The sequence below is a fragment of the Bacillus sp. FSL K6-2861 genome (assembly GCF_038630725.1).
Taxonomy (GTDB): domain Bacteria; phylum Bacillota; class Bacilli; order Bacillales; family Bacillaceae; genus Bacillus; species Bacillus velezensis.
This window is the reverse complement of record NZ_CP152037.1, coordinates 3,496,673-3,519,209: the sequence shown is the minus strand read 5'-3', so window position 1 is coordinate 3,519,209 and position 22,537 is coordinate 3,496,673. Positions and strand designations below refer to the sequence as shown.

Annotated in this window: 21 protein-coding genes and 1 other annotated feature; of the genes, 15 read left to right on the top strand and 6 right to left on the bottom strand. The window is 50.9% G+C overall.

Going from position 1 to position 22,537, the window contains the following annotated elements; all coding sequences use genetic code 11:
• From NYE62_RS17545 to NYE62_RS17515, 7 genes are read left to right on the top strand one after another with little or no spacing between them, the layout of a single operon-like run.
• Entirely contained in the window at positions 1-1,077 is a 1,077-nt protein-coding gene (locus NYE62_RS17545) for a polysaccharide pyruvyl transferase family protein (RefSeq protein WP_039253768.1), read from the top strand.
• The gene (locus NYE62_RS17540) at positions 1,074-2,108 is read left to right on the top strand and encodes a glycosyltransferase (RefSeq protein WP_039253771.1); all 1,035 of its coding nucleotides are present in this window, start codon (positions 1,074-1,076) and stop codon (positions 2,106-2,108) included. Before NYE62_RS17545 ends, NYE62_RS17540 begins: the two co-directional genes overlap by 4 nt.
• Complete coding sequence (locus NYE62_RS17535; protein WP_031378306.1) at positions 2,105-3,622, top strand: MATE family efflux transporter; 1,518 nt, start codon at positions 2,105-2,107, stop codon at positions 3,620-3,622. The genes NYE62_RS17540 and NYE62_RS17535 overlap by 4 nt, the downstream gene beginning before the upstream one ends.
• Positions 3,619-4,227 carry a sugar transferase gene (locus NYE62_RS17530; protein ID WP_007407383.1) on the top strand — a complete coding sequence of 203 codons (609 nt, stop codon included), beginning with the start codon at positions 3,619-3,621 and terminating at the stop codon, positions 4,225-4,227. The genes NYE62_RS17535 and NYE62_RS17530 overlap by 4 nt, the downstream gene beginning before the upstream one ends.
• Positions 4,224-4,871: an acetyltransferase gene (locus NYE62_RS17525; RefSeq protein WP_039253774.1), complete on the top strand. Its 648-nt coding sequence runs from the start codon at positions 4,224-4,226 to the stop codon at positions 4,869-4,871. Before NYE62_RS17530 ends, NYE62_RS17525 begins: the two co-directional genes overlap by 4 nt.
• A 4-nt stretch (positions 4,872-4,875) precedes the next feature.
• The gene (locus tag NYE62_RS17520; RefSeq protein WP_144664352.1) at positions 4,876-6,048 is read left to right on the top strand and encodes an aminotransferase class I/II-fold pyridoxal phosphate-dependent enzyme; all 1,173 of its coding nucleotides are present in this window, start codon (positions 4,876-4,878) and stop codon (positions 6,046-6,048) included.
• Complete coding sequence (locus NYE62_RS17515; RefSeq protein WP_251257267.1) at positions 6,027-6,992, top strand: polysaccharide pyruvyl transferase family protein; 966 nt, start codon at positions 6,027-6,029, stop codon at positions 6,990-6,992. Before NYE62_RS17520 ends, NYE62_RS17515 begins: the two co-directional genes overlap by 22 nt.
• Before the next feature lie 13 nt (positions 6,993-7,005).
• On the opposite strand, the gene yvfG is transcribed toward NYE62_RS17515, so the two are convergent.
• Positions 7,006-7,224: a protein YvfG gene (yvfG, locus tag NYE62_RS17510; protein WP_003151570.1), complete on the bottom strand. Its 219-nt coding sequence runs from the start codon at positions 7,222-7,224 to the stop codon at positions 7,006-7,008.
• Positions 7,225-7,301: 77 nt separating this feature from the next.
• Between yvfG and rpoN the strand changes: the two genes are divergently transcribed.
• On the top strand, positions 7,302-8,612 hold the full coding sequence (gene rpoN, locus NYE62_RS17505) for an RNA polymerase factor sigma-54 (protein ID WP_064115370.1): 1,311 nt from the start codon (positions 7,302-7,304) through the stop codon (positions 8,610-8,612).
• Between the two features lie 37 nt (positions 8,613-8,649).
• Here the strand turns inward: rpoN and lutP are convergent, their stop codons facing one another.
• Positions 8,650-10,326: an L-lactate permease LutP gene (lutP, locus tag NYE62_RS17500; protein ID WP_342497087.1), complete on the bottom strand. Its 1,677-nt coding sequence runs from the start codon at positions 10,324-10,326 to the stop codon at positions 8,650-8,652.
• A 205-nt stretch (positions 10,327-10,531) separates the two neighbouring features.
• Here lutP and NYE62_RS17495 point away from each other — a divergent pair, with 205 nt between their 5' ends.
• The 5 genes from NYE62_RS17495 (at position 10,532) to NYE62_RS17475 (ending at position 15,550) form a co-directional block, all read left to right on the top strand.
• A complete protein-coding gene (locus tag NYE62_RS17495) occupies positions 10,532-11,251 on the top strand; it encodes a FadR/GntR family transcriptional regulator (RefSeq protein WP_007407377.1) in 720 nt (239 codons plus the stop codon).
• A 30-nt stretch (positions 11,252-11,281) separates the two neighbouring features.
• Complete coding sequence (locus NYE62_RS17490; RefSeq protein WP_342497086.1) at positions 11,282-12,472, top strand: PLP-dependent aminotransferase family protein; 1,191 nt, start codon at positions 11,282-11,284, stop codon at positions 12,470-12,472.
• Positions 12,473-12,653: 181 nt separating this feature from the next.
• A complete protein-coding gene (locus NYE62_RS17485; RefSeq protein ID WP_060562541.1) occupies positions 12,654-13,370 on the top strand; it encodes a (Fe-S)-binding protein in 717 nt (238 codons plus the stop codon).
• A gap of 27 nt (positions 13,371-13,397) precedes the next feature.
• Positions 13,398-14,828: a LutB/LldF family L-lactate oxidation iron-sulfur protein gene (locus tag NYE62_RS17480; protein WP_007407375.1), complete on the top strand. Its 1,431-nt coding sequence runs from the start codon at positions 13,398-13,400 to the stop codon at positions 14,826-14,828.
• Entirely contained in the window at positions 14,828-15,550 is a 723-nt protein-coding gene (locus NYE62_RS17475) for a lactate utilization protein C (RefSeq protein ID WP_342497085.1), read from the top strand. Before NYE62_RS17480 ends, NYE62_RS17475 begins: the two co-directional genes overlap by 1 nt.
• 35 nt (positions 15,551-15,585) lie before the next feature.
• On the opposite strand, the gene NYE62_RS17470 is transcribed toward NYE62_RS17475, so the two are convergent.
• The 3 genes from NYE62_RS17470 to NYE62_RS17460 all read right to left on the bottom strand — a co-directional run bounded on the left by NYE62_RS17470 (position 15,586) and on the right by NYE62_RS17460 (position 19,527).
• Positions 15,586-16,914, bottom strand: a complete 1,329-nt coding sequence (locus NYE62_RS17470) for a GntP family permease (protein ID WP_007407373.1) — start codon at positions 16,912-16,914, stop codon at positions 15,586-15,588.
• Positions 16,915-16,940: 26 nt separating this feature from the next.
• Entirely contained in the window at positions 16,941-18,485 is a 1,545-nt protein-coding gene (gene gntK / locus NYE62_RS17465; protein WP_342497084.1) for a gluconokinase, read from the bottom strand.
• A gap of 184 nt (positions 18,486-18,669) precedes the next feature.
• Positions 18,670-19,527: a MurR/RpiR family transcriptional regulator gene (locus NYE62_RS17460; protein ID WP_342497083.1), complete on the bottom strand. Its 858-nt coding sequence runs from the start codon at positions 19,525-19,527 to the stop codon at positions 18,670-18,672.
• Positions 19,528-19,678: 151 nt separating this feature from the next.
• Between NYE62_RS17460 and NYE62_RS17455 the strand changes: the two genes are divergently transcribed.
• Together NYE62_RS17455 and NYE62_RS17450 are read left to right on the top strand one after the other, a co-directional pair.
• On the top strand, positions 19,679-19,837 hold the full coding sequence (locus tag NYE62_RS17455) for a hypothetical protein (protein WP_186314438.1): 159 nt from the start codon (positions 19,679-19,681) through the stop codon (positions 19,835-19,837).
• Positions 19,838-19,928: 91 nt separating this feature from the next.
• Positions 19,929-20,168: a binding site (T-box leader), on the top strand.
• Positions 20,169-20,229: 61 nt separating this feature from the next.
• On the top strand, positions 20,230-21,570 hold the full coding sequence (locus NYE62_RS17450; protein ID WP_040238862.1) for an amino acid permease: 1,341 nt from the start codon (positions 20,230-20,232) through the stop codon (positions 21,568-21,570).
• A gap of 34 nt (positions 21,571-21,604) precedes the next feature.
• Here the strand turns inward: NYE62_RS17450 and NYE62_RS17445 are convergent, their stop codons facing one another.
• Entirely contained in the window at positions 21,605-22,522 is a 918-nt protein-coding gene (locus NYE62_RS17445; RefSeq protein ID WP_003151595.1) for a DMT family transporter, read from the bottom strand.
• Positions 22,523-22,537: the final 15 nt, after the last annotated feature.

The window sequence follows — 22,537 nt, the reverse complement described above, 5'->3', positions numbered from 1 at the left end:
ATGTCGATACAATCTTTAAAAATCAATCTCGCGGAATGGCTGTTGCTTAAGGTCAAATACCCGTCCCAATTTCATTTCGGAACGGCAACGGATGGGGCGGGGCTTACAGCGGCAAGAAAAAAGATCATTCTGACGCTGCTCCCGTCCCACGATAATCTCGGCGACCACGCCATCGCCTACGCAAGCAAAACGTTTCTTGAACGGGAGTATCCCGATTTTGACATTGTCGAGGTGGATATGAAGGATATATACAGATCCGCAAAAGCGCTGATCAAAAAGCGCCACCCCGATGATATGGTATTCATCATCGGCGGCGGGAACATGGGGGATTTGTACCGGTATGAGGAATGGACGCGCCGCTTTATCATAAAAACATTCCGGCAATATCGGATCGTTCAGCTTCCGGCGACGGCTCATTTTTCTGAATCAAAAAAGGGACGGAAGGAACTGAAGCGCGCACGAAAAGTGTACAATGCGCATCCCGACCTTTTGTTAATGGCGAGAGATGAGACGACGTATCAATGGATGAAGCGTCATTTTCCCGGAAAAACAGTGCTCAAACAGCCTGACATGGTCTTATATTTGGATAAAAGCGAGCGGCGCATCCCGCGGGAAGGGATCTACCTCTGTTTACGGGAGGATAAGGAGAGTGCGCTGACGGCTGAGGACAGAACGATGGTAAAAGAAGCTTTGGCGGAGGAGTACGGAGAGCTGTATTCCTTTACGACGACGGTCGGCCGGAGGGTCAGCCGCCATACACGTGAAAAGGAGCTGGAGGCGCTTTGGAATACGCTGAAAGGCGCGGAAGCCGTCGTCACTGACAGGCTTCACGGGATGATTTTTTGTGCGCTGACGAAAACGCCTTGTGTCGTCATTCGTTCGTTTGATCATAAAGTGATGGAAGGCTATCAATGGCTGAAAAACATACCGAACATGACATTGCTTGAACGTCCAGACCCTGAAGCCGTAACGTCCGCCGTAAACCGGCTGCTCAGCGGCAAGCATGAGGAAGGCGGTTCTTTGCGCAGTGTTTATTTTGCCGGGCTGCGCTCGAAAATCAGCGGTGATGCCCAATGACCGCGCCGCTTGTGAGCGTGATCGTGCCGATGTATAAGACAGAGCCTTTTATGAAAAAATGCGCGGTTTCTTTAACAAAACAGACGCTGAGAGACATCGAAATCATTTTCGTCAATGACGGTTCACCGGATCGGTCAGGCCGGATTGCTGAACAATTCGCCGCAGAAGATGCGAGAATCCGGGTGATTCATAAAGAAAACGGCGGCCTTAGCTCGGCCCGCAATGCCGGAATAAAAGCCGCCCGCGGCCGTTATATCGGTTTTGTGGACGGCGATGACTATGTGACGGAAACGATGTTCGAGCGGCTTTATGAAGAAGCGGAGAAGAACCGGCTGGATATCGCCGGCTGCGGCTATTATAAAGAAACGCCGTCTAAGAAAAGAACATATATGCCGCCGTCCCTTCCGCCGGGCCGCGTCTTCACAGCGGATGAAATGACAGCATTGCTGACCCGTGCGCACGAACATCGGTTTATTTGGTATGTGTGGCGCTATATATACCGGAGAGAAGCATTGCAAGGGCTGCTGTTCCATGAAGATATCCGGTTTGCCGAAGACTCTCCGTTTAATTTGGCAGCGTTCCGCCGAGCCGCGCGTATCAAAGTGATAGACGAAGGGCTGTATATCTACCGGGAAAATCCGCAAAGTCTTACAGAAACACCGTTTAAGCCCCACTTAGATCACGAACTGCAAAAGCAATATAAAGCGAAAATGGCTTTTTATGAGGAAAACGGGCTGACGGACGCCTGCCGGAACGATATCGATACATATTTGTGCAAGCATCAGATTCCGATGCTGATCGCCAACGCATGTGCCGCCCCGCAGCCGTCACATCAGATTATGGCGCACATCGGCAGAATCTTAACGTATGACATGGTAAAAACGGCGGTGCGCAGGACGCCGTGCCGCCATAAACAGCTGCTGGCGGGGGAGCGCGTGGTGCTCGGTCTGTGCAAAATGCGCCTTCCTCTTCTTCTGCATGCGTTTTTCGAACGGAAATCGAAAGAGAAAGGCAGTGCGGAAGGAGCATGAAATTTGCCATTAATTTCGGCGCCAATGTGACGGCGTTTTTACTATCGGTGTTTTTATCAGTGTGGATGACGCCCTTTATTGTGAAAACATTAGGTGTGGAGGCTTTTGGATTTGTCCATCTGACACAGAATATCATTAACTATTTCTCTATTATTACCGTTGCGCTGAGCTCTGTCGTTGTGAGGTTTTTCTCCGTCGCCGCCCACAGGGGGAACAGGGATGAGGCCAATGCGTATGTAAGCAATTATTTAGCCGCGTCTGTCGTGATATCTCTATTACTCGCTGTGCCGCTCGCCGGGACGGCTTTTTTTATTGACAAGATTATGAATGTGCCGGCCGGGCTCTTAACGGATGTGAGGCTGTCTATCGTGATCGGCAGCGTGCTGTTTATGCTGACGTTTTTTATGGCGGGGTTCGCGACGGGGCCGTTTTTTGCCAACAAGCTTTATATCACAAGCTCCATTCAGGCCGTGCAAATGCTGGTCAGGGTGCTGTGTGTGCTCGCTCTGTTTACGTGCCTGCCGCCGAAAATCTGGCAGATCCAGCTTTCGGCATTAGCGGGAGCCGTCTGTGCGGCCGTGCTGACTTTTTTCTTCTTTAAGAAATTGATTCCGTGGTTTTCTTTCAGCCGTAAAACCTTGTCATTACAGACGAGCAAAGTGCTGTTTTCGGCCGGTGCCTGGAGCTCTGTCAACCAGATCGGCGTGCTGCTGTTTCTGCAGATTGACCTCATGACGGCCAACCTCGTGCTGGGGCCGTCTGAGGCGGGTGTCTATGCGGCGATTATTCAATTCCCGCTCCTGCTCAGAAGTCTTGCCGGGACGCTTGCTTCACTGTTTGCGCCGGTTTTGACTTCCTATTACTCAAAAGGGGATATGGAAGGTCTCCTGTCTTACGCCAATAAGGCTGTGCGGATGAACGGGCTTCTCCTCGCGCTTCCCGCCGCATTATTAGGAGGGCTTGCCGAACCGTTTCTGGCGATTTGGCTGGGCCCGTCGTTTGTGCAGACGGCGCCGCTTTTATACATTCACGCCGGGTATTTGGCGGTCAGTCTCTCTGTCATGCCGCTTTTTTACGTATGGACGGCTTTTAATAAACAAAAAACGCCCGCCGTCGTTACTTTATGTTTAGGCGGACTGAATGTCGTATTGGCCGTGGTTCTCAGCGGTCCGGCTCATCTCGGGCTGTACGGCATCACCATCGCCGGTGCAGTCTCTCTCATTTTGAAAAATGCCGTCTTCACGCCGCTGTATGTTTCGCATATTACGGGCTTTCAGAAAACCGCGTTTTACAAAGGAATGTTCGGCCCGTTGGCGGCGGCCGTATTTGCCTGGGCTGTCTGCCGGGGTATCCGGCTGTTTTCACCGCTTGACAGCTGGGCCGGTCTGATCGCCGCGGGGCTTGCCGTATGCATGAGCTATGCCGCATTCGCTTTTTTCTTCATTTGTACGAAAGAAGAAAGGCGGCTTGCTTTACAGAAATGCCGAAAAGTGAAAGGAGCTGTTCAGATTTGAAGGCGAAACGTGTATTTGATATAGCGGCCGCGGTGTTGTTATTGTGCGGCGCGAGCGTCATCCTTCTCTTCGCCATGGCAGCCGTCAGATGCGCCATCGGGTCTCCGGTATTGTTCAAACAGACGAGACCGGGGCATAACGGGCGTCCGTTTACGTTGTATAAACTCAGAACGATGACGGATGCGCGTGATGAAAACGGTGTGCTGCTTCCGGATCATCTCCGTCTGACCAAAACGGGAAGGCTGATCAGAAAACTGAGCATCGATGAGCTTCCCCAGCTTTTTAATGTGCTCAAAGGAGATATCAGTCTTGTCGGCCCCCGCCCTTTGCTGATGGATTATCTGCCGCTTTACACGGCAGAGCAGGCGCGGCGCCACGAGGTGAAGCCGGGGATTACGGGCTGGGCGCAGATTAACGGGAGAAACGCGATTTCATGGGAGGAAAAATTCAAGCTCGACGTGTGGTACGTCGACAACCGCACATTTCTTCTCGACTTAAAGATTCTGCTTTTAACAGTGAAAAAAGTTCTCGTGTCAGAAGGCATACATCAAGCCGGCCATGTGACGGCAAAGCGCTTCACAGGCAGCGGAGATATGTCATCGTGAAAAAGGTCGTGCTGATCGGAAACGGCGGACACGGAAAAGTCGTGAAGGAAATCGTGCAGGCCCGTTCCGATATGGAGCTTGCGGGCATATTGGATGACGGATTCAGCGGTTTTGCCGTTCGGAACGGTTTATATACGGGCCGGACGAAAGACGTGCCCATGCTTCGGAAACTCGTCTCCGAGGCCGTATTCACGATATGCATCGGCCGCAACGGCGTCAGAAAGCAGCTTGCTGAAACGCTTGGGCTTGAAGATGACGATTATGCCGCACTCATTCACCCCGGGGCGATCGTCAGTGAAACGGCTTCCGTCGGACACGGAACGGTTGTGATGGCGGGCGCCGTCATTCAGGCGGGCGCTGACATCGGCGCCCATTGCATCATCAATACGGGGGCGGTTGCCGATCATGACAATGCAATCGGAGATTACGTCCATCTTTCACCGCGCGCGGCGCTTGCCGGCGGAGTGAAAGTCGGGGAAGGAACGCACATCGGAATCGGCGCGTCCGTCATACCGCAGATTGACATCGGCCCTTGGTCCGTTATCGGCGCGGGGGCTGCGGTCATCAGCCGGATTCCCGGCCATGTGACGGCGGTCGGCGTTCCGGCCCGCGTCATCTCCCCTATCCATAATGAAAAAGGATGATTTCATGCAAACAAACAAACGGATTTATTTGTCTCCGCCTCATATGAGCGGAAAAGAACAGGAATACATCGCAGAAGCCTTCCGTTCCAATTGGATTGCCCCGCTCGGTCCGCTCGTCAATTCGTTTGAAGCGCGGCTCGCGGAATATGCGGGAGTGAAAAGCGCGGCGGCCGTAAGCTCGGGAACGGCCGCCATCCATCTTGCCCTGCGGCTTGCGGGTGTGAAAAAAGGAGACGTTGTATTTTGTCCTTCCTTTACGTTTGTCGCCACGGCGAATCCGATTGTGTATGAGCAGGCTGAGCCCGTTTTTATTGATTCGGAATGGGAGACGTGGAATATGTCGCCCGATGCGCTTGAGCGGGCGCTGCGGGATGCAAAGCGGCGCGGCAGACTCCCGAAAGCGGTGATCGTCGTCAATCTTTACGGCCAAAGCGCGAAAATGGATGAATTAATGAGCCTTTGTGACGCATACGGCGTCTGTCTGATTGAAGACGCTGCCGAGTCCTTAGGATCAACATATAAAGGCAGGCAGAGCGGCACGTTCGGCCGTTTCGGCATTTATTCCTTTAACGGCAACAAAATCATTACAACATCGGGAGGCGGCATGCTCGTGTCTGACGATGAAGCCGCGATTGAAAAAGCGAGGTTTCTTGCGTCCCAGGCGAGAGATGCCGCCGTTCATTACCAGCACAGCGAGCTCGGGTATAACTACAGGCTCAGCAACATTCTCGCGGGCGTGGGGATATCGCAGCTGGAAGTGCTCGAAGATCGCGTCCGGGCGAGGAGAGAAATCTTTCACAGGTATCGGGAAGCGCTGGAAACGTATCCGGGCATCCGCATGATGCCGGAGCTTGAAGGAACGGTTTCAAACCGCTGGCTGACGGCTCTGACGCTTGATAACGGCGTGACGCCGGAAGAAGCCGTCGCCTGTCTTGCGGAACAGAACATTGAGGCCCGGCCGCTGTGGAAACCGCTGCATACGCAGCCGCTTTTCTCATCTTCCGTCTTTTATCCTCACAGCGAACATGAGCGTGTCTCTGAGAACCTTTTCAGCCGGGGCATCTGTCTGCCGTCCGGGTCTGACTTGTCTTCTGAGGAGCAGCAGCGTGTCATTGACGCACTTGCGCGACTGTTTGAAACGAAAGGGGAGAAAACATGGACAGCCGCCATGTTATGAGCCGATTAAAAGAGACGCTGACGGGTCTGCTCAGCGTGATACCGCCGCAATCTGACATCATTTATGCCGACTATCCCCTCTACGGAAATGTAGGGGATTTATTGATTATGAAAGGGACGGAGGCGTTTTTTAAAGCGCACGGCATCCGCGTGAAACAGCGCTGGAATCCCGACAATTTTCCATTCGGGCGCCGGGCGGACAAAAAGACGATCATCGTCTGTCAGGGTGGCGGAAATTTCGGGGATCTCTATCCGTACTATCAGACGTTCAGGGAAAAAATCGTCAAATCCTTTCCGGAAAACAGGATCGTCATCCTGCCGCAATCCATCTATTATCAGGATGAGACACGGCTTGAGAAGACAGCGGCGCTTTTTGCGGAGCACAAGGATCTCCACCTGTTTACGAGAGATCATGTGTCATACGAGACCGCGAAATGCTTTTTTTCGGCGAATCATATCGGGCTTATGCCTGATATGGCCCATCAGCTGTATCCGATGGCGGCGTCAGCGGCTCCGTCACGCGGCAGGCTTCATTTTATCCGCACGGATGGGGAAATCAATCCGAAGCTGCAAAACAATTCTTCCGTTAAAAGCTGCGACTGGCAGGATGTGCTGTCAGCAAGCGACCGCAGGGGAATCGCTTTTTTCCAAACGCTGAATGTTTTGAATAAAAAAGCGGGAAACCCGCTGCCGATTGCGCGGTTTTGGAAACGCTATTCCGATTTCTTAACGAAGAAATCGGTCCAGTTTTTCAGCAGGTACGAATCGGTGGAAACGTCAAGGCTTCACGGCCACATTCTGTCCTCGCTTCTCGGGAAACCGAATACCGTCATTGATAATTCATACGGGAAAAATGCCAACTATTATCACACCTGGATGCACGAAGCGCCGGATGTCCGTCTGATCGGGGAAACCGCCGGCACGAAGGAAAACCTTCCGCTTTGAATGAGCGGAAGGTTTATTTTGTTTCTCCGCGTTTTACTTTGTTGTACGCCTCATCCAAATGCTGAATTCTTTTGAGCACAACCGAGTTTTTCGTCAGCTGATCCTGAACAAGAGTTGAGACGACGGAGCGGTAATAGCTGTTCATCGCATGAATTCGGTCTTCATTCGGATTCATTTCAATGTGCTGTGTAAAGTTTTCAATAAAATAAGGAACAGAAAAAAGTTCTGACATCTATAAAGCAACTCCTTTTAATAAGTATATACGGTATGAAACCAATCATGTACAATGAAAAAAGGGGAGTGAGCATGATGGATATCAAACTTCAGCAAACACAAATGTTAAAGCCTCAATTAACGCAAGAGCTTAAACAGGCTATCACATTACTCGGATACAATTCCGCGGAACTGGCCGGATATATTGATGAGCTCTCACTGGAAAACCCTCTGATTGAACGAAAGGAAACAGACACGCCGCCACTATCTTACCATAAAACAAGTAAAAACAGGATGAAAGAACGGGACGGAAGCCAGCAGATCAGACTTACCCGCAAAACACTGCAGGATTCGCTCAAACAGCAAGCCTTAGACATGAAGCTGTCCGATGATGAGAAAAAGATTTTCAATTATCTGATACATTCATTGGACTCAAACGGATATTTAAAAGAGGACATACCAGCTGCCGCCGACCATGTATCCGCTTCACAAGAGGAGACGGAAGCGGTTCTGAAAAAGCTTCAATCCCTTGAGCCCGCGGGAATCGGCGCCAGGTCTTTGCAGGAATGCATCCTTCTTCAGCTCCGCCGTCTTCCCGAGCGGAACGAACAGGCGGAATGGATTGCCGGCGCCTATTTTGAGCTATTTGCAAGAAAGAACTGGAAAGCGCTTACACTGAAAACGGGCATTCCGCTTAAAGACATTCAGGACATCGCTGACATGATCAGCGCCCTTGATCCGAGGCCAGGGCTCCGTTATGCGCATGAGGAGCCGGGTTTTTACGTGGAACCGGATATTTTCATCACAGTGAAAAACGGCATCATTCAAGCGCGGCTCAACAGCCGTTCGTTTCCTGACATCCAGCTTCATACCCATTATCAGCCGCTCTTGTCAGCTGCCGGGTGCCGTGACACGAAAAATTATCTGTCGGCAAAATATCAGGAATGGCGCTGGCTGAACCGGGCTTTGTCGCAAAGAAAACAAACGATCACGAGAATTATCGGCGTCCTGACTGAACGGCAGGAATCCTTTTTTCTCACAGGAAAAAGCGGAATGCAGCCGCTGACCTTAAGAGAGGTGGCGGAAACGCTGGAGCTCCACGAATCAACGATCAGCCGGGCCATCAAAGGGAAGTACGTTCAGACGCCGTACGGACTGTATGAAATGAAAACATTTTTCTCGGCGAAAGCTGAATCGTCAGGGGACGGCGGCGCCTCCAATTATGCCGTAAAAGCGCATCTGGAGGCATTGGTCGGTAAAGAAGATAAAAAGAAACCTTTTTCAGATCAAAAGCTTGCCGATCTGCTGCATGAACAATATGACATCCGAATCTCAAGGCGCACCGTCGCCAAATACCGTGACCAATTAAATATTCCGCCGTCATCGGCGAGAAAACGGTACAGCTGAAACCTCCCCGAGCCAAACCCCGGGGAGGTTCTCCGTATTACGGGATCATCCATGAAAACAGATGATGCTGTAAAAATGTAATGAGACAGACGAGCAGAAGCAAAAACAGACTGTGCTTAATCGTAAAACGGAAAAGGTCGGCTTCCTTGCCCGCCAGACCGACAGCGGCACAGGCAACCGCAATGGATTGCGGAGAAATCATTTTTCCGGTGACACCGCCTGATGAATTGGCGGCAACGGAGAGAACCGGGTCCATCCCGACAGAGAGCGCCGTCACCTTTTGCAATCCGCCGAACAACAGATTGGCCGACGTATCAGAGCCGGTAATAAATACCCCGAGCCAGCCGAGCACCGGCGAAAAAAAGGTAAACATCGCGCCCGTCATGGCAAGCGCAAGGCCGAGTGTCGTGCTCATGCCGGAAGCATTCGTCACATAAGCAAAGCCGACAACAGAAACAATGGTCACGACCGGAAGCGTTAACTCTTTCACCGTTTCTATAAACGCTTCGCCCCATGTCTTCCACGACATGCCGAGGGCGAACTTGGAGATGACGGCGGCAATCAGAATCGCCGTCCCCGCTGAACCGAAAAGTTCAAGTTTATACACGGCTTCAATCGGCGTGCCGTCCGCCTGAAGAATCTGCTGATTCACAAATGGGACGGGAGGCGTTAAGGTCAATGCACGCCCGGCTGCATTCAGCCAGGAAAGCCACATTGACGTCCCTTCGTAATGACCGGTTAAGGCAGCCTTTACGCCGGGAATCCCCCAAACGGATATCATGGCCGTCAGAAGAAGGAAAGGAGACCACGCTTTAAACACCGCGGCGCCCCCGTACTTGATCGGCGCCCGGTCAGCGGCCGCTGCTGATTCCCGTTCTGCCGCGAAACGAAAGGCCGTTTTCGGTTTCCAAAATTTCAAAAACAGAGCGAGTGCGGCCATGGAAACAAGCGCCGACAGCACATCCGGGAGCTCAGGCCCTAAAAAATTCGAGCTTGCGTACTGCACGGCCGCAAAGGAGACGCCGGAAACAAGAATGGCCGGCCATACCTCAAAAGCCTTTTTAAATCCGCTCATCAAAATAATTAAGTACAGCGGAATAAAGACGGATAAAAACGGAAGCTGCCGGCCGACCATTTGAGAAATTTCCATTGCCGGTATCCCGGTCGGACCTTCGACGGCGGTAATCGGAATGCCGATCGCGCCGAAGGCAACGGGCGCCGTATTGGCAATCAGGCAAATTCCCGCCGCATACAGCGGCTGAAAACCAAGTCCGACGAGCAAAGCGGCCGAGATCGCGACGGGAGCGCCGAAACCGGCGGCGCCTTCTAAAAACGCCCCGAATGAAAAGGCGATGAGCAGCGCCTGCAAACGCCGGTCATCTGTAATTGAGAGCACCGAACTCCGGATAATCTCAAACTGTCCCGTTTTCACGGTGATTTTATACAAAAAGACCGATGTGACGATAATCCAGCCGATCGGAAGCAGCCCGTACACTGCTCCCTGAGAAGCGGACATCACCGCTTTTTCCGCCGGCATGCCGTAAACAAATACAGCGATTAAAAGTGAAACGGCTAACGTTAAAAGCCCCGCGATGTACCCCTTCATCCGTTTCACCGCAAGCGCCCAAAAAAAGAAGATAATCGGCACGAGCGCGCAAGCTGCCGATAAAAGCAAATTTCCCCCTAAAGGAGCGTACCCCTGTGTCCATTGCATCCCTAAAAAACCCCTCCTTATGTCATGTAAGCGATTACTTTTTATGATAAGGTCATCTGATGACCGGGTTAATTAGCATTATATTTTGAAAGTTTTGAAAGTACAATACTTTTCTTGAACAAATTGTCTGAACCTGTCGGCAATACAAAAAAAGAAGTATAATAGACGATAAACATCAAGATTCACAAGTGACGGGGTGATCGCGTTGAAATATAAACAAATTAAAACGAAAAAAATCTACGAGGAAGTCGCTGACGCATTGCTGGAGAAGATAAAAGCGGGCGAGCTTAAGCCGGGTGAAAAGCTTGATTCCGTTCAGGCGCTTTCTGAGAGTTTTCAGGTCAGCCGCTCGGCGGTCAGAGAAGCGCTGTCGGCTTTGAAAGCGATGGGGCTCGTCGACATGAAGCAGGGAGAAGGCACATACATTAGAGAATTTGAGCCGTCTCATGTTTCCCAGCCGCTTTCTTCCGCCCTCTTGATGAAAAAAGAGGACGTCAAACAGCTGCTCGAAGTCAGAAAGCTGCTTGAACTCGGCGTCGCCGCCATGGCCGCTGAAAAACGCACCGAAGACGATTTACAAAAAATCCGCCAAGCTCTCCTGGAGATGAAAGACATTGACGGAGACGAAGAATTGGGCGAAAAAGCGGATTTCTCCTTTCACATGGCGCTGGCAGAAGCATCACAAAACGGGCTGCTCAAGCATCTCATGAATCATGTCTCCGCGCTCCTTTTGGAAACGATGAGAGAAACGAGAAAAATTTGGCTGTTTTCTAAACGAACGAGCGTGCAGCGATTGTATGAAGAGCATGAACGCATTTACAGCGCCGTCGCCGCCAAAGACGCGGATGAAGCGGAAGCCGCGATGACGGCGCACCTGACGAATGTGGAAGACGTGCTGGGGGCTTATTTTGAAGAAAATGTATAGAAGCTGACTTGTGAAAGGGGATAACATCACATGCAGGCCGAATCTTTTTTTTCTGACCATGTAAAGAAAGCTCTGACAAACGATCCTCCCGGGGAATGGATGCCGGCAGTTCCGAAAGCGTGCATCCCCCTGCATTCCGGCTATCCCGATCCCGCACTCGTTCCTGATAAGGAGCTGAAAGAAGCCGCTGCCCGCCTTCTGGATGAGGAGCGCGATCTGCCGCTGCATTATATGGGAAGCTCGAGGACGGCCGTTTTAAAAAAGCAGATTCAAGAACGGTTAGCCATCCGCGGCATTCACTGTCGGGACGATGAGCTGCTCGTGACGTCAGGCGCCTGTCAGGCGATAGATCTGGCTGCACGGGTTTTCCTCGATGAACAAACCGCCGCTGCCGTTGAAGTTCCGGTCTATATGGAAGCGCTCGAGATTTTTAAAAATTACACACCGCATATCATGAGCATTCCGACAGATCAAGAGGGCCTGCAAACGGAAACATTAGCGTTCATGCTTGAGGAAAGAAGACGAAAAGGGCTTCTGCTTCCCCGTCTTCTCTACACGATACCCGCTTTTCAGAATCCTGGGGGAACCGTAATGTCAGCGAAGCGGAGAACCCGCCTGCTTCAGCTTGCCGAAGCGTATGATTTTCTCATCTTGGAGGATGATGCATACGGCGAGCTCGGATTCACCGATATTCCGCCGCCCTTGAAAGCCATGGATCAAAACGGACGGGTGCTGTACGCCGGTTCATTATCAAAAGTCATCGCCCCGGGTATGAGGATCGGCTGGATTGCAGGAGACGCCGCATTCATCACGGCATTGTCATGGTTAAAAAAAGACTTAGGCCACCCGTTTTCCCAAGCGGTGACCGCCGTCTATCTGGAACAAACGAATGTTGAAAAACGGCTCGCCGCCTTGCGGGAAGCATACCGGAGCAAACGTGACGTTTTGCTCGCCGCATCAGCGCGATATCTTCCGGAATCCGCATCCTGGCACGTGCCGGAAGGCGGTTACTTTGTATGGGTGAAAGCGCCGGGAGCGGATACATCCGCAATGCTGGCGAGGGCTCTGTCTCACGGCGTTTCCTATGTACCCGGTAAATATTTTTTTCTGCATCAGGAAGACGGTGCGGAATATCTTCGCCTGTCGTTCAGTTATGCCGGTAAAGCTGCGATAAAAGAGGGTGTGCAAAAACTGGGACGTCTGCTGGAAAACGGGATGTAGAGCAGCTTGAGGAGCTTTCGGGCTTCTCTTTTTTTGTCCCCTTCAGCGCATCGGACGAAAGGATTTTTCAGAAAAACCTTCCAATCCATATTCAGAATAGTGTAGGATATTCATAGAGCTTTCCCAAAAACAGGTCATCAGATGACCGGATCATATATTGAGGATGAAAGAGGGGTTCATCATGAAAGTCTCATTATTTGTCACGTGCCTTGTGGATATGTTCCAGACCAATGTCGGAAAGGCGACGGTTGAGGTGCTGGAACGGCTCGGGTGTGAGGTGGATTTTCCCGAGGGGCAGATTTGCTGCGGGCAGCCCGCATACAACAGCGGGTATGTGACGGATGCGAAAAAAGCAATGAAGCGGATGATTGCCGCGTTTGAAGAAGCGGAGTACGTTGTCAGTCCGTCAGGTTCCTGTACGACGATGTTCCGTGAATATCCGCATCTGTTTCAGGACGATCCGAAGTGGGCGGCAAAAGCGCAGCAGCTTGCGGACAAAACATATGAGTTAACGGATTTTATCGTCAACGTTCTCGGGGTGGAGGATGTCGGGGCGGTGCTGCATAAAAAAGCGACAGTCCATACATCATGCCACATGACGAGGCTGCTCGGCGTGTCGGAGGAGCCGATGAAGCTTTTGCGCCATGTCAAGGGGCTCGAGCTGACCACGCTTCCCGGAAAGCACCAATGCTGCGGATTCGGAGGAACGTTTTCTGTGAAAATGGCGCAAATCTCTGAACAAATGGTGGATGAGAAGGTCGCCTGTGTGGAAGACACGGAGGCCGAAGTGCTGATCGGGGCGGATTGCGGCTGTCTGATGAATATCGGCGGGCGTCTTGACCGTAAGGATAAAAACGTCAGAGTCATGCACATCGCCGAAGTGCTGAACAGCAGATAACACGAGAAACAACAAGGGGGGAAAATCATGGCGATGAAAATCGGTACCGCCGCTTTTAAAGAGCGGGTATCAGAAGGAATAGATAATGAGTTTATGAGAGGAGCCGTCTCCGGAGCGCAGGAACGGCTCAGGACAAGAAGGCTTCAGGCGGCCGAAGAATTGGGAAACTGGGAGGATTGGCGTTCCCATGCGGAAGAAATCAGACAGCATGTGCTGGACAATCTTGATTTCTATTTGGAACAGCTCGCCGAAAATGTCGCCAACAGAGGCGGACACGTCTTTTTCGCCGAAACGGCGGAAGAAGCGTCCTCCTATATCCGCGATGTCATCCGGCAGAAAAACGCCAAAAAAATCGTAAAATCCAAATCCATGGTGACAGAAGAAATCAATATGAACGAAGTGCTTGAGGAAGAGGGCTGTGAAGTCACTGAAACGGATCTCGGCGAATACATTCTCCAGATTGACGATCACGATCCGCCGTCACATATCGTTGCTCCCGCTCTTCACAAAAACAAAGAGCAGATCCGTGACGTGTTTAAAGAGAGACTCGAATACAAACAGACGGAAAAACCGGAAGAGCTCGTCATGCACGCGCGCAGCGTTCTCCGGAAAAAATTTCTCGAAGCGGATGTCGGCATTACAGGCTGCAACTTTGCGATCGCGGATACCGGTTCGGTCAGTCTCGTGACGAACGAAGGAAACGGCCGCCTTGTGTCCGCGCTGCCGAAGACGCAGATCACCGTGATGGGAATGGAGCGGATCGTTCCGTCATTTTCTGAGTTTGAAGTGCTTGTCAGCATGCTGACGAGAAGCGCCGTCGGCCAGCGGCTTACAAGTTACATTACGGCGCTGACGGGTCCTCGTCAGCAAGGAGAAGCTGACGGGCCTGAGGAATTCCACCTCGTGGTTGTGGACAACGGGCGTTCCCGCATACTCGGCACGGAATTTCAATCGGTGCTGCAATGTATCCGCTGCGCCGCCTGCATCAACGTCTGTCCCGTGTACCGGCATGTCGGCGGACACTCGTACGGGTCCATCTATTCGGGTCCGATCGGCGCTGTCTTATCGCCTCTTCTCGGCGGATATGACGAATACAAGGAGCTCCCATACGCATCTTCCTTATGCGCGGCCTGTACGGAAGCATGTCCCGTTAAAATTCCGTTGCACGAGCTGCTGCTCAAGCATCGGCAGAACATCGTGGAAAAAGAGGGCAAAGCGCCGATCAGCGAAAAACTGGCGATGAAAGCCTTCGGGCTCGGCTCGTCATCCCCGTCCCTTTATAAAATGGGATCGAAATGGGCGCCTGCCGCCATGACGCCGTTTACGGAAGATGATAAAATATCAAAAGGGCCGGGGCCGTTAAAAGAATGGACGGCAATACGGGACTTCCCGGCGCCGCATAAATCGAGATTCAGAGATTGGTTTAAAGACCGGGAAAAACAAAAGGGGGAAGAATGATGATGAAAGGGACGGTTACACATCAGGAATCCTTTTTAAACCGGATCGCCGAACGTCTGGGCAGAGAGCGCAGGAAATCAGGCGTGTCCCTGCCTGAATGGAAGTATCAGCCTCAATATCAAACGCATGCGGGCTGTACGGAAGACGATCTTGTCACGATGCTGAAAGACCACTGCGTCAACATTCATACCGAACTGATCGAAACGGATGCAGCCGGGCTTTACGACGCTTTGCGCACGCAGGTGAACCGCTTTGAAGGAGGGCCTGTCATCATTCCGAAGGACAGCCGGTTTGAAACGTACGGCTTGCAGACCCTTACGACAGAAGAGTGGCCGGATGAAGGGGTTCCCGTTTGGGAATGGGACGCGGAACAAGGAGCGAAAAATATTGAAAAAGCGGAACAAGCGAATGTGGGCATCACATTCAGCGAGATCACGCTTGCGGAATCAGCCACCGTTGTTTTGTATGCGTCAGAGCATGCCGGCCGTTCTGTCAGCCTGCTTCCGACCACCTATATCGCAATCATCCCGAAATCTTCCATTGTGCCGAGAATGACACAGGCCAGCGATATACTGAAACAGCAGATCAGAGACGGCGTCACCGTTCCTTCCTGCATCAACTATATTACTGGACCGAGCAACTCGGCCGATATCGAAATGGATTTGGTTGTCGGCGTCCACGGACCCGTTAAAGCCGCTTATATCCTCGTGAATGACCGATAAAAAAACAACCCCCGGTTTGCGGCCGGGGTTTGTTTTTATATAAACGCGTTAATGATCATGATAAAACAGATCGCACTGACAGAAATAATCGTTTCCATCGCCGTCCATGTCAGGAACGTTTCTTTGACCGTCATTCCGAAATACTCTTTAATGAGCCAGAAACCGGAGTCATTGACATGTGACAGAATCAAAGAGCCCGCTCCCGTTGCCAATACGAGAAGCTCGCTGCTGACGCCCGGCATGACAGATGCAATCGGTGCAACAATGCCGGCCGCCGTCATCATGGCGACAGTCGCTGAACCTGTGGCGACACGGATGACCGCCGCGATCGTCCAGCTTAAAAGAACGGGAGAGAAGCTTGAATGCTTCGCCATGTCAGCGATATACGTGCCGACGCCTGAATCAATCAGGACGTTGTTAAAAGCGCCGCCAGCTCCGATCACAAGCAGAATGGAAGCAATCGGTCCCAGACAGTCATTGCTGAATTTTAAAATGCTTTCTCTGTCAAAGCCCTGATAAAAACCTAGGCTGAAAAAGGAGTAAACCGTGGCGATCAAAAGCGCCGTGACAGGGTCGCCGATAAATTTAAAAGTTTCATAGAGCGTGCTTTTTTCCGGAAGCGCAATTTCGGCAAGCGTTGCCATAAGCATCAGGATCACCGGTACCAATATCGTAAACAATGTATTTGCGAATCCCGGAAGCTTGCGTTTTTCATTCCGTTCAATAAATTGTTTTTTCAACAGTTCGGGAACGGGTTTATGAATGCGCTTACCAATCCATTTTCCGTAAAGCGGCCCTGCGATGATGGCAGTCGGAATGCCGACGATTAAAGAAAACAAAATCGTTTTTCCGACATTGGCGTGATAAATGCCGACAGCCGCCATCGCCGCCGGGTGGGGCGGAACCAATCCGTGCACGACGGAAAGCCCCGCAAGGAGCGGAATCCCGATCGTCACTAATGAAACCCCGGTTTCAATTGCAATCGTAAACAAAAGCGGCACGAGCAGGACGAAGCCGACCTGGAAAAAGACCGGTATGCCGACGATAAAAGCGACGGCCATCATCGCCCAATGTACTTTCTTTTTGCCGAAGCGGCCGATCAGGGTGTGGGCGATACGCTCCGCACCGCCTGATTCAGCCATCATTTTTCCGAGCATCGTACCGAGGGCCAGCACGATCGCAAGCAGCGACAGCGTATTGCCGAGCCCGGTTTTCATCGAAGCGATAATGTCCGGCAGATTCATGCCCGTTGCGAAACCGACAAGGATGGATGTAATCAAAAGACTGATAAACGGATTTAATTTAGCGACCGTAATCAATAAGAGTAAAACGATAATAGCGGCAATGACAATAAACAGTAACATGACCTTTTCACCCTTTCAAAGAAGAATTAACGGCTTTGTTTGAGCTGAAATTCACTGATGACGTCAAATTCATCTTTGAGCTTGTCATACAGCCGCTCGTATAAGTAAAACAGCTCAATATATGTTTCGCTGTTTTTGACGTTCGGTTCATGGCGGTGAGAAATTCTGATCCAGTCCTGAACATCCTCGATCCGTTCCATTTCGCCAAGGCTGTGCAAAGCGAGAACGGCCGCTCCGAGCGCCGAGGCTTCGTAACTTTCCGGAACGAGAACTTCCCGTCCCATCGTATCGGACAAAATCTGCCTCCACAGCGGCGATCTCGCAAATCCTCCCGAAGCCCGCACGTCTTTTGCGGGGCCCGCCAAATCTCTCAGTGCGACACCGATTGAAAAGACGCTCATGATGACGCCTTCCAGCACAGCTCTGATAAAATGCTCCCGTTTATGGCGGAGGCTGATGCCGAAAAACGTTCCGCGGGCATTCGGATTCCAAAACGGCGCGCGCTCCCCTGATAAAAACGGCAGAAACAGCAGTCCCTCAGAGCCTGCGGGCACTTTATCAGCGATATCAATCATTAAATCATACGGATCAATGCCGAGCCGCTTCGCCGTTTCGACTTCCGGAGAAGCGAATTCGTCTCGAAGCCAGCGCAGCATAATGCCTCCGTTATTCGTCGGGCCTCCGATGACCCAATGCTTGTCAGTCAGCGCGTAACAGAATGTCCGCGCTTTTTCATCCGTAATCGGCGCATCCGTCACCGAACGCACGGCTCCGCTTGTTCCGATCGTAACGGCCACTTCGCCTTTTCCGATCGCGCCGACTCCCAGGTTGGCGACCACGCCGTCATTTGCGCCGATAATAAACGGTGTATCCGCATGAATGCCCATCCGTGCAGCGATTTCCGGCGCAAGGCCGCGCAGCTGATGAGTGGTCGGCACGATGTCCGACAGCTGATCTTCCCGGATTCCGGCAATCCGGAGCGCTTCTTCATCCCAGGAAAGCGTATCTAATCGGAACAGCCCTGTTGCCGAAGCGATCGAATAATCGACGACATAAGTTCCGAAAAACTCGTGCAGAATATATTCTTTAATACTGATGAATTTGGCGGTTTTCGCGAATGTCTCCTTGTCCTGTTCTTTCATCCACACAATTTTGGAAAGCGGAGACATCGGGTGAATCGGCGTACCCGTTCTTTTATAAATATCAAAACCGTTCATCTCTTTTAAAATCCGTTTTGATTGCTCGGCGCTGCGGTTGTCCGCCCAAATGATGCTTTTGGTCAGCAGGCCGCCGTTTTGATCGACAGCTATCAATGAGTGCATGGCGGTGCTGATGCCGATTGCAAGCAGATTGTCAGGGCTCAGTCCGGCCTTTGTGACGGAGCCCCTGATGCTTCCGATAACCGCTTCCAAAATGTGCTCAGGATCCTGCTCGGCCCATGCCGGCTTTGGCTGTATTAAATCATAGTGAACCGAATGCTTGGCTAACACTTTGCCTCTTGGTCCGAACAGAACGGCTTTCGTACTGGTCGTGCCGATATCCAGACCGATAACAGCTTGGGTTTCCTTCATAATATATCCCGCCTAATCTGATTGAATAATAAGATAGATTGATAATGTATGCCCTTACAAAGTCAATTATAGGAATAATTTTTTTATAAATCAACGATGAAGAAGAAAATTTTTTTCATAAAATTGCCTCAATTCCCGCTGTATCTGCATTCTCTCTTTTGAAAAATAAATATTCAGAAAGCGATTACAAACGTTTGTGCGCGATCATTTTTCTGATTTGCTGCAAGTTGGCGAGCGTTTTCTCCTGCCGCAGCCGGGCCGTGGCGAAATACAGTGTATCAATGACCGACAGCTGGGCAAGCCTTGCGGACATTGCTTCCGTTCTGAAAGCCGTCTCCCTTGTTGACGTATACAGCACCACGTCGGAAATCTGTGTGAGCGGCGACTTTTGGTAGCTTGTAATGCCGATCGTGCCGGCGCCAAGCGATTTGGCCGTTTTCACCGCGTCGAGCACGTCCTTGTTGCTTCCCGAATGAGAAATGCCGATGACTGCGCTTTCGGGACCGAGAAGACCCGCCGACATCGCCTGAAAGTGAGAATCCGTGTGCGCGATGCAATTTATACCCGTACGCATAAATTTGTGATACGCGTCAGTGGCGATCAGCCCGGAACCGCCGTTTCCGTAAAATTCGATTCTGTCTGCTCGGTGGATCATTTCTACCGCTTTTTCAACGTCGGCCGGATCTAATAATTGAAAGGTATCTGTCAGACCGGAAATGTTTGTACGGAAAACTTTCCGGATGATGACTTCGATATCGTCGTCGGGGCTCATTTCTTCATGAATGTGCTGCACCGGCTCCTGAACGATCTCCTGAGCAAGCGCGATTTTTAAATCCTGATAGCCGGAAAAACCGAGCCGTTTGCACAGCCTGAAAATTGTCGCTTCAGAGCTTTTCGTTTTTTCCGCCAGCTGAATGATGGAAAGGTGAACCACGTCTTTCGGTTCCTTCACGATATGGTCTGCAATCGCTTTCAATTTTGGCGACAAACCTTTGCTGGCCGCCTGAATCTTCCCGATGCTGCTTGAATTCACAGGGGTCATGCTATAACCTCCCTACTCGAATGTAAACGCATACTTTTATGATAAAGCAAGTTTCAATATAAGGAAAACAGAATTTTAAAATTGTTTTTTCAATTTGGCGTATAAAAAAAGAGAAAAAGCCGCCGATGATAGAAAGTGAGGAGGCATCTGGATGAAAAAAGCATGGATTCTCGTCATATCATTCGGCATTGCGCTTGCGCTGTTTTTATACGCAAACACAAAGGTGAAAGCGGAAAGCGCGGCGCCCGGAAAGCAAAGCCATGTGTCCGGATTTCAGCTGAGACTTTCGAATGACCGGGAAGGACAATAGGCGGCAAAAATTAGTATTGACTTTGAAAATAGAAGACTGTATATTATGTTACTATATTCAGAAAATAAAAACTCAAGAGATTCATTTAACATAAAACACTGTGAACGGGAGCAGTAAAAGAATCCAATCAGAAAAAGAGAGCCGCGGGTTGGTGCAACGCGGACTGATTGTTCTTTGAACTCACCCGGAAGTGGCAGGGCGGAACGGAATTATCGGAATATTCCCTATGTCCTAACGGCTGACCTTCGTTAAAAGGTTTTTAAGCTGGATTCCGGGTATTCGGGATCAACAAGAGTGGTACCGCGGCTGCCTGAGGCACGCCGTCTCTTTTCCCAAAGAGGCGGCGTGCTTTTTTATGTGATGAACATTTTTTGCGAGAGGGCGTGTGATAGATGGAAAAGGACAAGCAAACGTTAAAACGGACGATGTCGTCCAGACACATTATGATGATGGCGCTTGGAGGCGCAATCGGGGCCGGGCTCTTTAAAGGCAGCAGCACGGCGATTGATGAAGCGGGGCCGTCCGTGCTGCTGGCCTACCTCCTCGGCGGAATCATTCTGCTGTTTATTATGCAGGGGCTGGCCGAAATGGCTGTCAGAAACAAACATGCAAGGACGTTCCGTGATTTGGTTCAGCAGTCTCTCGGGTCGTACGCTGCATACTTTTTAGACTGGATCTATTGGAAAATGTGGGTGCTCAATATTGCCGCGGAGGCGGTCGTAGCCGCCATTTTCATTCAATATTGGCTGCCGGAATGTCCGATATGGATATTGGCTTTGATCATTTCCATCGTGGTGACGGTTGTAAACATGCTTTCTGTGAAACTGTTTGCCGAGACGGAGTACTGGCTCGCGCTCATTAAAATTACAGTGATTGTCATCTTTATTTTATGCGGGATTCTGCTATTATTTTTCTCATTCGGCAATCACACGGCGCCGGGGCTGTCTCATTTAACGGATCACGGAGGGTTTTTCCCGCATGGAGCGGGGGGTGTCATTACGGCGATGCTCGTCGTGATCTACTCATACGGCGGAACGGAAATCATCGGCGTCACGCTGGCGGAGACAAAAAACCCCGAAAAGGTGATCCCGAAAGCTGTCCGAAGCACGTTAACGCGGATTGTCGCTTTTTACTTGCTGCCGTTTTTCATCATCGTCAGCCTGATTCCTTGGAATCAAGTCAACAGCGTTCCCGAAAGCCCGTTTGTCATAGTATTTAAGATGATCGGAATTCCGGGTGCCGACCATATTATGAATGCCGTCATTCTTCTTGCGATTATCTCGTCTATGAACTCGGGACTGTACGGATCATCCCGCGTCTTGTTTACGCAGGCTTCTGACGGCCGGGTGCCGAAAATCTTTTCAAAACTATCGAAGAAAAAGGTTCCCGTTTATGCGATTCTGACTTGTACGTCATTTTTATATGTAGGCGTCCTGATTTCTTTATTCGCAGGAAGCCAGACGTTTAATTATTTGATGGGTTCCCTCGGCTATACCGTGCTGTTCATCTGGCTGATTATCGGATTCGCCCATTTAAAATCAAGAAAACATTCAACAGAACAGCCGGCTTATTACGTCAAATGGTTCCCGTATACGACATGGTTCGCGGTGCTTGCGCTTTTGGCCATCCTGATCGGCGTAATTGCGACGACGTCCATCGTCATCACATGCATCACTGCGGCCATCTATCTCCTCATTACGGTTGCGTATCTCGTGAAAGGGAGACGTCAATAAATAAAAAAACTCTTGCCCCGCGGCAAGAGTTTTTTTAATGAACGGCCTTTTTTTCTGCGGCCAGAGCAGGTGTTTTCAGTTTTTTCGGTGTTATATTCACAAAACAAATGCTTGTGACGATCAGAAGCAGTCCGGCTAAAAGGCTGACGGTCAGCGGCTCATGCAGGAATATCGAGCTGACGACAATGGATATGAGCGGGATCAGGAAGGTGTAAGAGGCAACCTTGCTTGCTTCCCCTGAACCGACAAGCGTAAAAAAGGCGAGCCAGCCGAGCGCGATAACAAAAACTGAAATGAACAGAAGGCTGAGAATGAACGGAGCTTTCCATTGAATCGCTGAAAAGCTTTCTGAAAAATGGCCGGAGCTGACAAGCAGCACGCCGCCGATCAGAAGCTGAAGAGCGACCATCCAGATAGAGTCCGCCCGTCCGCCCGTTCTTTTCACATATACCGTGCCGAGCGCCCAGCTGACCGCGGAGCCTAAGGCCAAAAGAATGCCGGCGATGGAAATATGGCCTCCGAAACCGGCTGCGCTGATGACGGCGACACCGGCAAAGCCCAGAATAAGACCGGCTATTTTTAAAGGATACATCGATTCCCCGAGCCACAGCCAAGAAAAAACGCCCATTAACACCGGCTGGAAAAACACGATGGCTGAAAATAAGCCGGCAGGCAGGTAATTCAAGCCGACCGTTTGCAGGCCGTAAAATAAAGTAATATTTAAAATGGCAGAAATAAGATAGATCGGCCACGTTTCTTTAAAACGCAGCTTTTTAAAACGGGGCAGCGCCACCATTAATAATAGAAGTCCGCCGATCAGCGTGCGGATTCCGGCAAACAGAAGAGGCGGCGAATAGGCAAGCGCGGCTTTTGTCAGCGGCCAGTTAATTCCCCACACCGTGACTAGAAACGCCAGCATAAGAGCCGTCTGTATTTTCGAAAGCTGTTTCACGTCGTTCACTCCTTG

What these genes read in the sequence shown, in the direction of transcription:
- NYE62_RS17545 (WP_039253768.1), top strand. Translation starts at nt 1, where the DNA reads ATGTCGATACAATCTTTAAAAATCAATCTCGCGGAATGGCTGTTGCTT.
- NYE62_RS17540 (WP_039253771.1), top strand. Translation starts at nt 1,074, where the DNA reads ATGACCGCGCCGCTTGTGAGCGTGATCGTGCCGATGTATAAGACAGAG.
- NYE62_RS17535 (WP_031378306.1), top strand. Translation starts at nt 2,105, where the DNA reads ATGAAATTTGCCATTAATTTCGGCGCCAATGTGACGGCGTTTTTACTA.
- NYE62_RS17520 (WP_144664352.1), top strand. Translation starts at nt 4,876, where the DNA reads ATGCAAACAAACAAACGGATTTATTTGTCTCCGCCTCATATGAGCGGA.
- NYE62_RS17515 (WP_251257267.1), top strand. Translation starts at nt 6,027, where the DNA reads ATGGACAGCCGCCATGTTATGAGCCGATTAAAAGAGACGCTGACGGGT.
- yvfG (WP_003151570.1), bottom strand. Translation starts at nt 7,224, where the DNA reads ATGTCAGAACTTTTTTCTGTTCCTTATTTTATTGAAAACTTTACACAG.
- rpoN (WP_064115370.1), top strand. Translation starts at nt 7,302, where the DNA reads ATGGATATCAAACTTCAGCAAACACAAATGTTAAAGCCTCAATTAACG.
- lutP (WP_342497087.1), bottom strand. Translation starts at nt 10,326, where the DNA reads ATGCAATGGACACAGGGGTACGCTCCTTTAGGGGGAAATTTGCTTTTA.
- NYE62_RS17490 (WP_342497086.1), top strand. Translation starts at nt 11,282, where the DNA reads ATGCAGGCCGAATCTTTTTTTTCTGACCATGTAAAGAAAGCTCTGACA.
- NYE62_RS17485 (WP_060562541.1), top strand. Translation starts at nt 12,654, where the DNA reads ATGAAAGTCTCATTATTTGTCACGTGCCTTGTGGATATGTTCCAGACC.
- NYE62_RS17480 (WP_007407375.1), top strand. Translation starts at nt 13,398, where the DNA reads ATGGCGATGAAAATCGGTACCGCCGCTTTTAAAGAGCGGGTATCAGAA.
- NYE62_RS17475 (WP_342497085.1), top strand. Translation starts at nt 14,828, where the DNA reads ATGATGAAAGGGACGGTTACACATCAGGAATCCTTTTTAAACCGGATC.
- NYE62_RS17470 (WP_007407373.1), bottom strand. Translation starts at nt 16,914, where the DNA reads ATGTTACTGTTTATTGTCATTGCCGCTATTATCGTTTTACTCTTATTG.
- gntK (WP_342497084.1), bottom strand. Translation starts at nt 18,485, where the DNA reads ATGAAGGAAACCCAAGCTGTTATCGGTCTGGATATCGGCACGACCAGT.
- NYE62_RS17460 (WP_342497083.1), bottom strand. Translation starts at nt 19,527, where the DNA reads ATGACCCCTGTGAATTCAAGCAGCATCGGGAAGATTCAGGCGGCCAGC.
- NYE62_RS17455 (WP_186314438.1), top strand. Translation starts at nt 19,679, where the DNA reads ATGAAAAAAGCATGGATTCTCGTCATATCATTCGGCATTGCGCTTGCG.
- NYE62_RS17450 (WP_040238862.1), top strand. Translation starts at nt 20,230, where the DNA reads ATGGAAAAGGACAAGCAAACGTTAAAACGGACGATGTCGTCCAGACAC.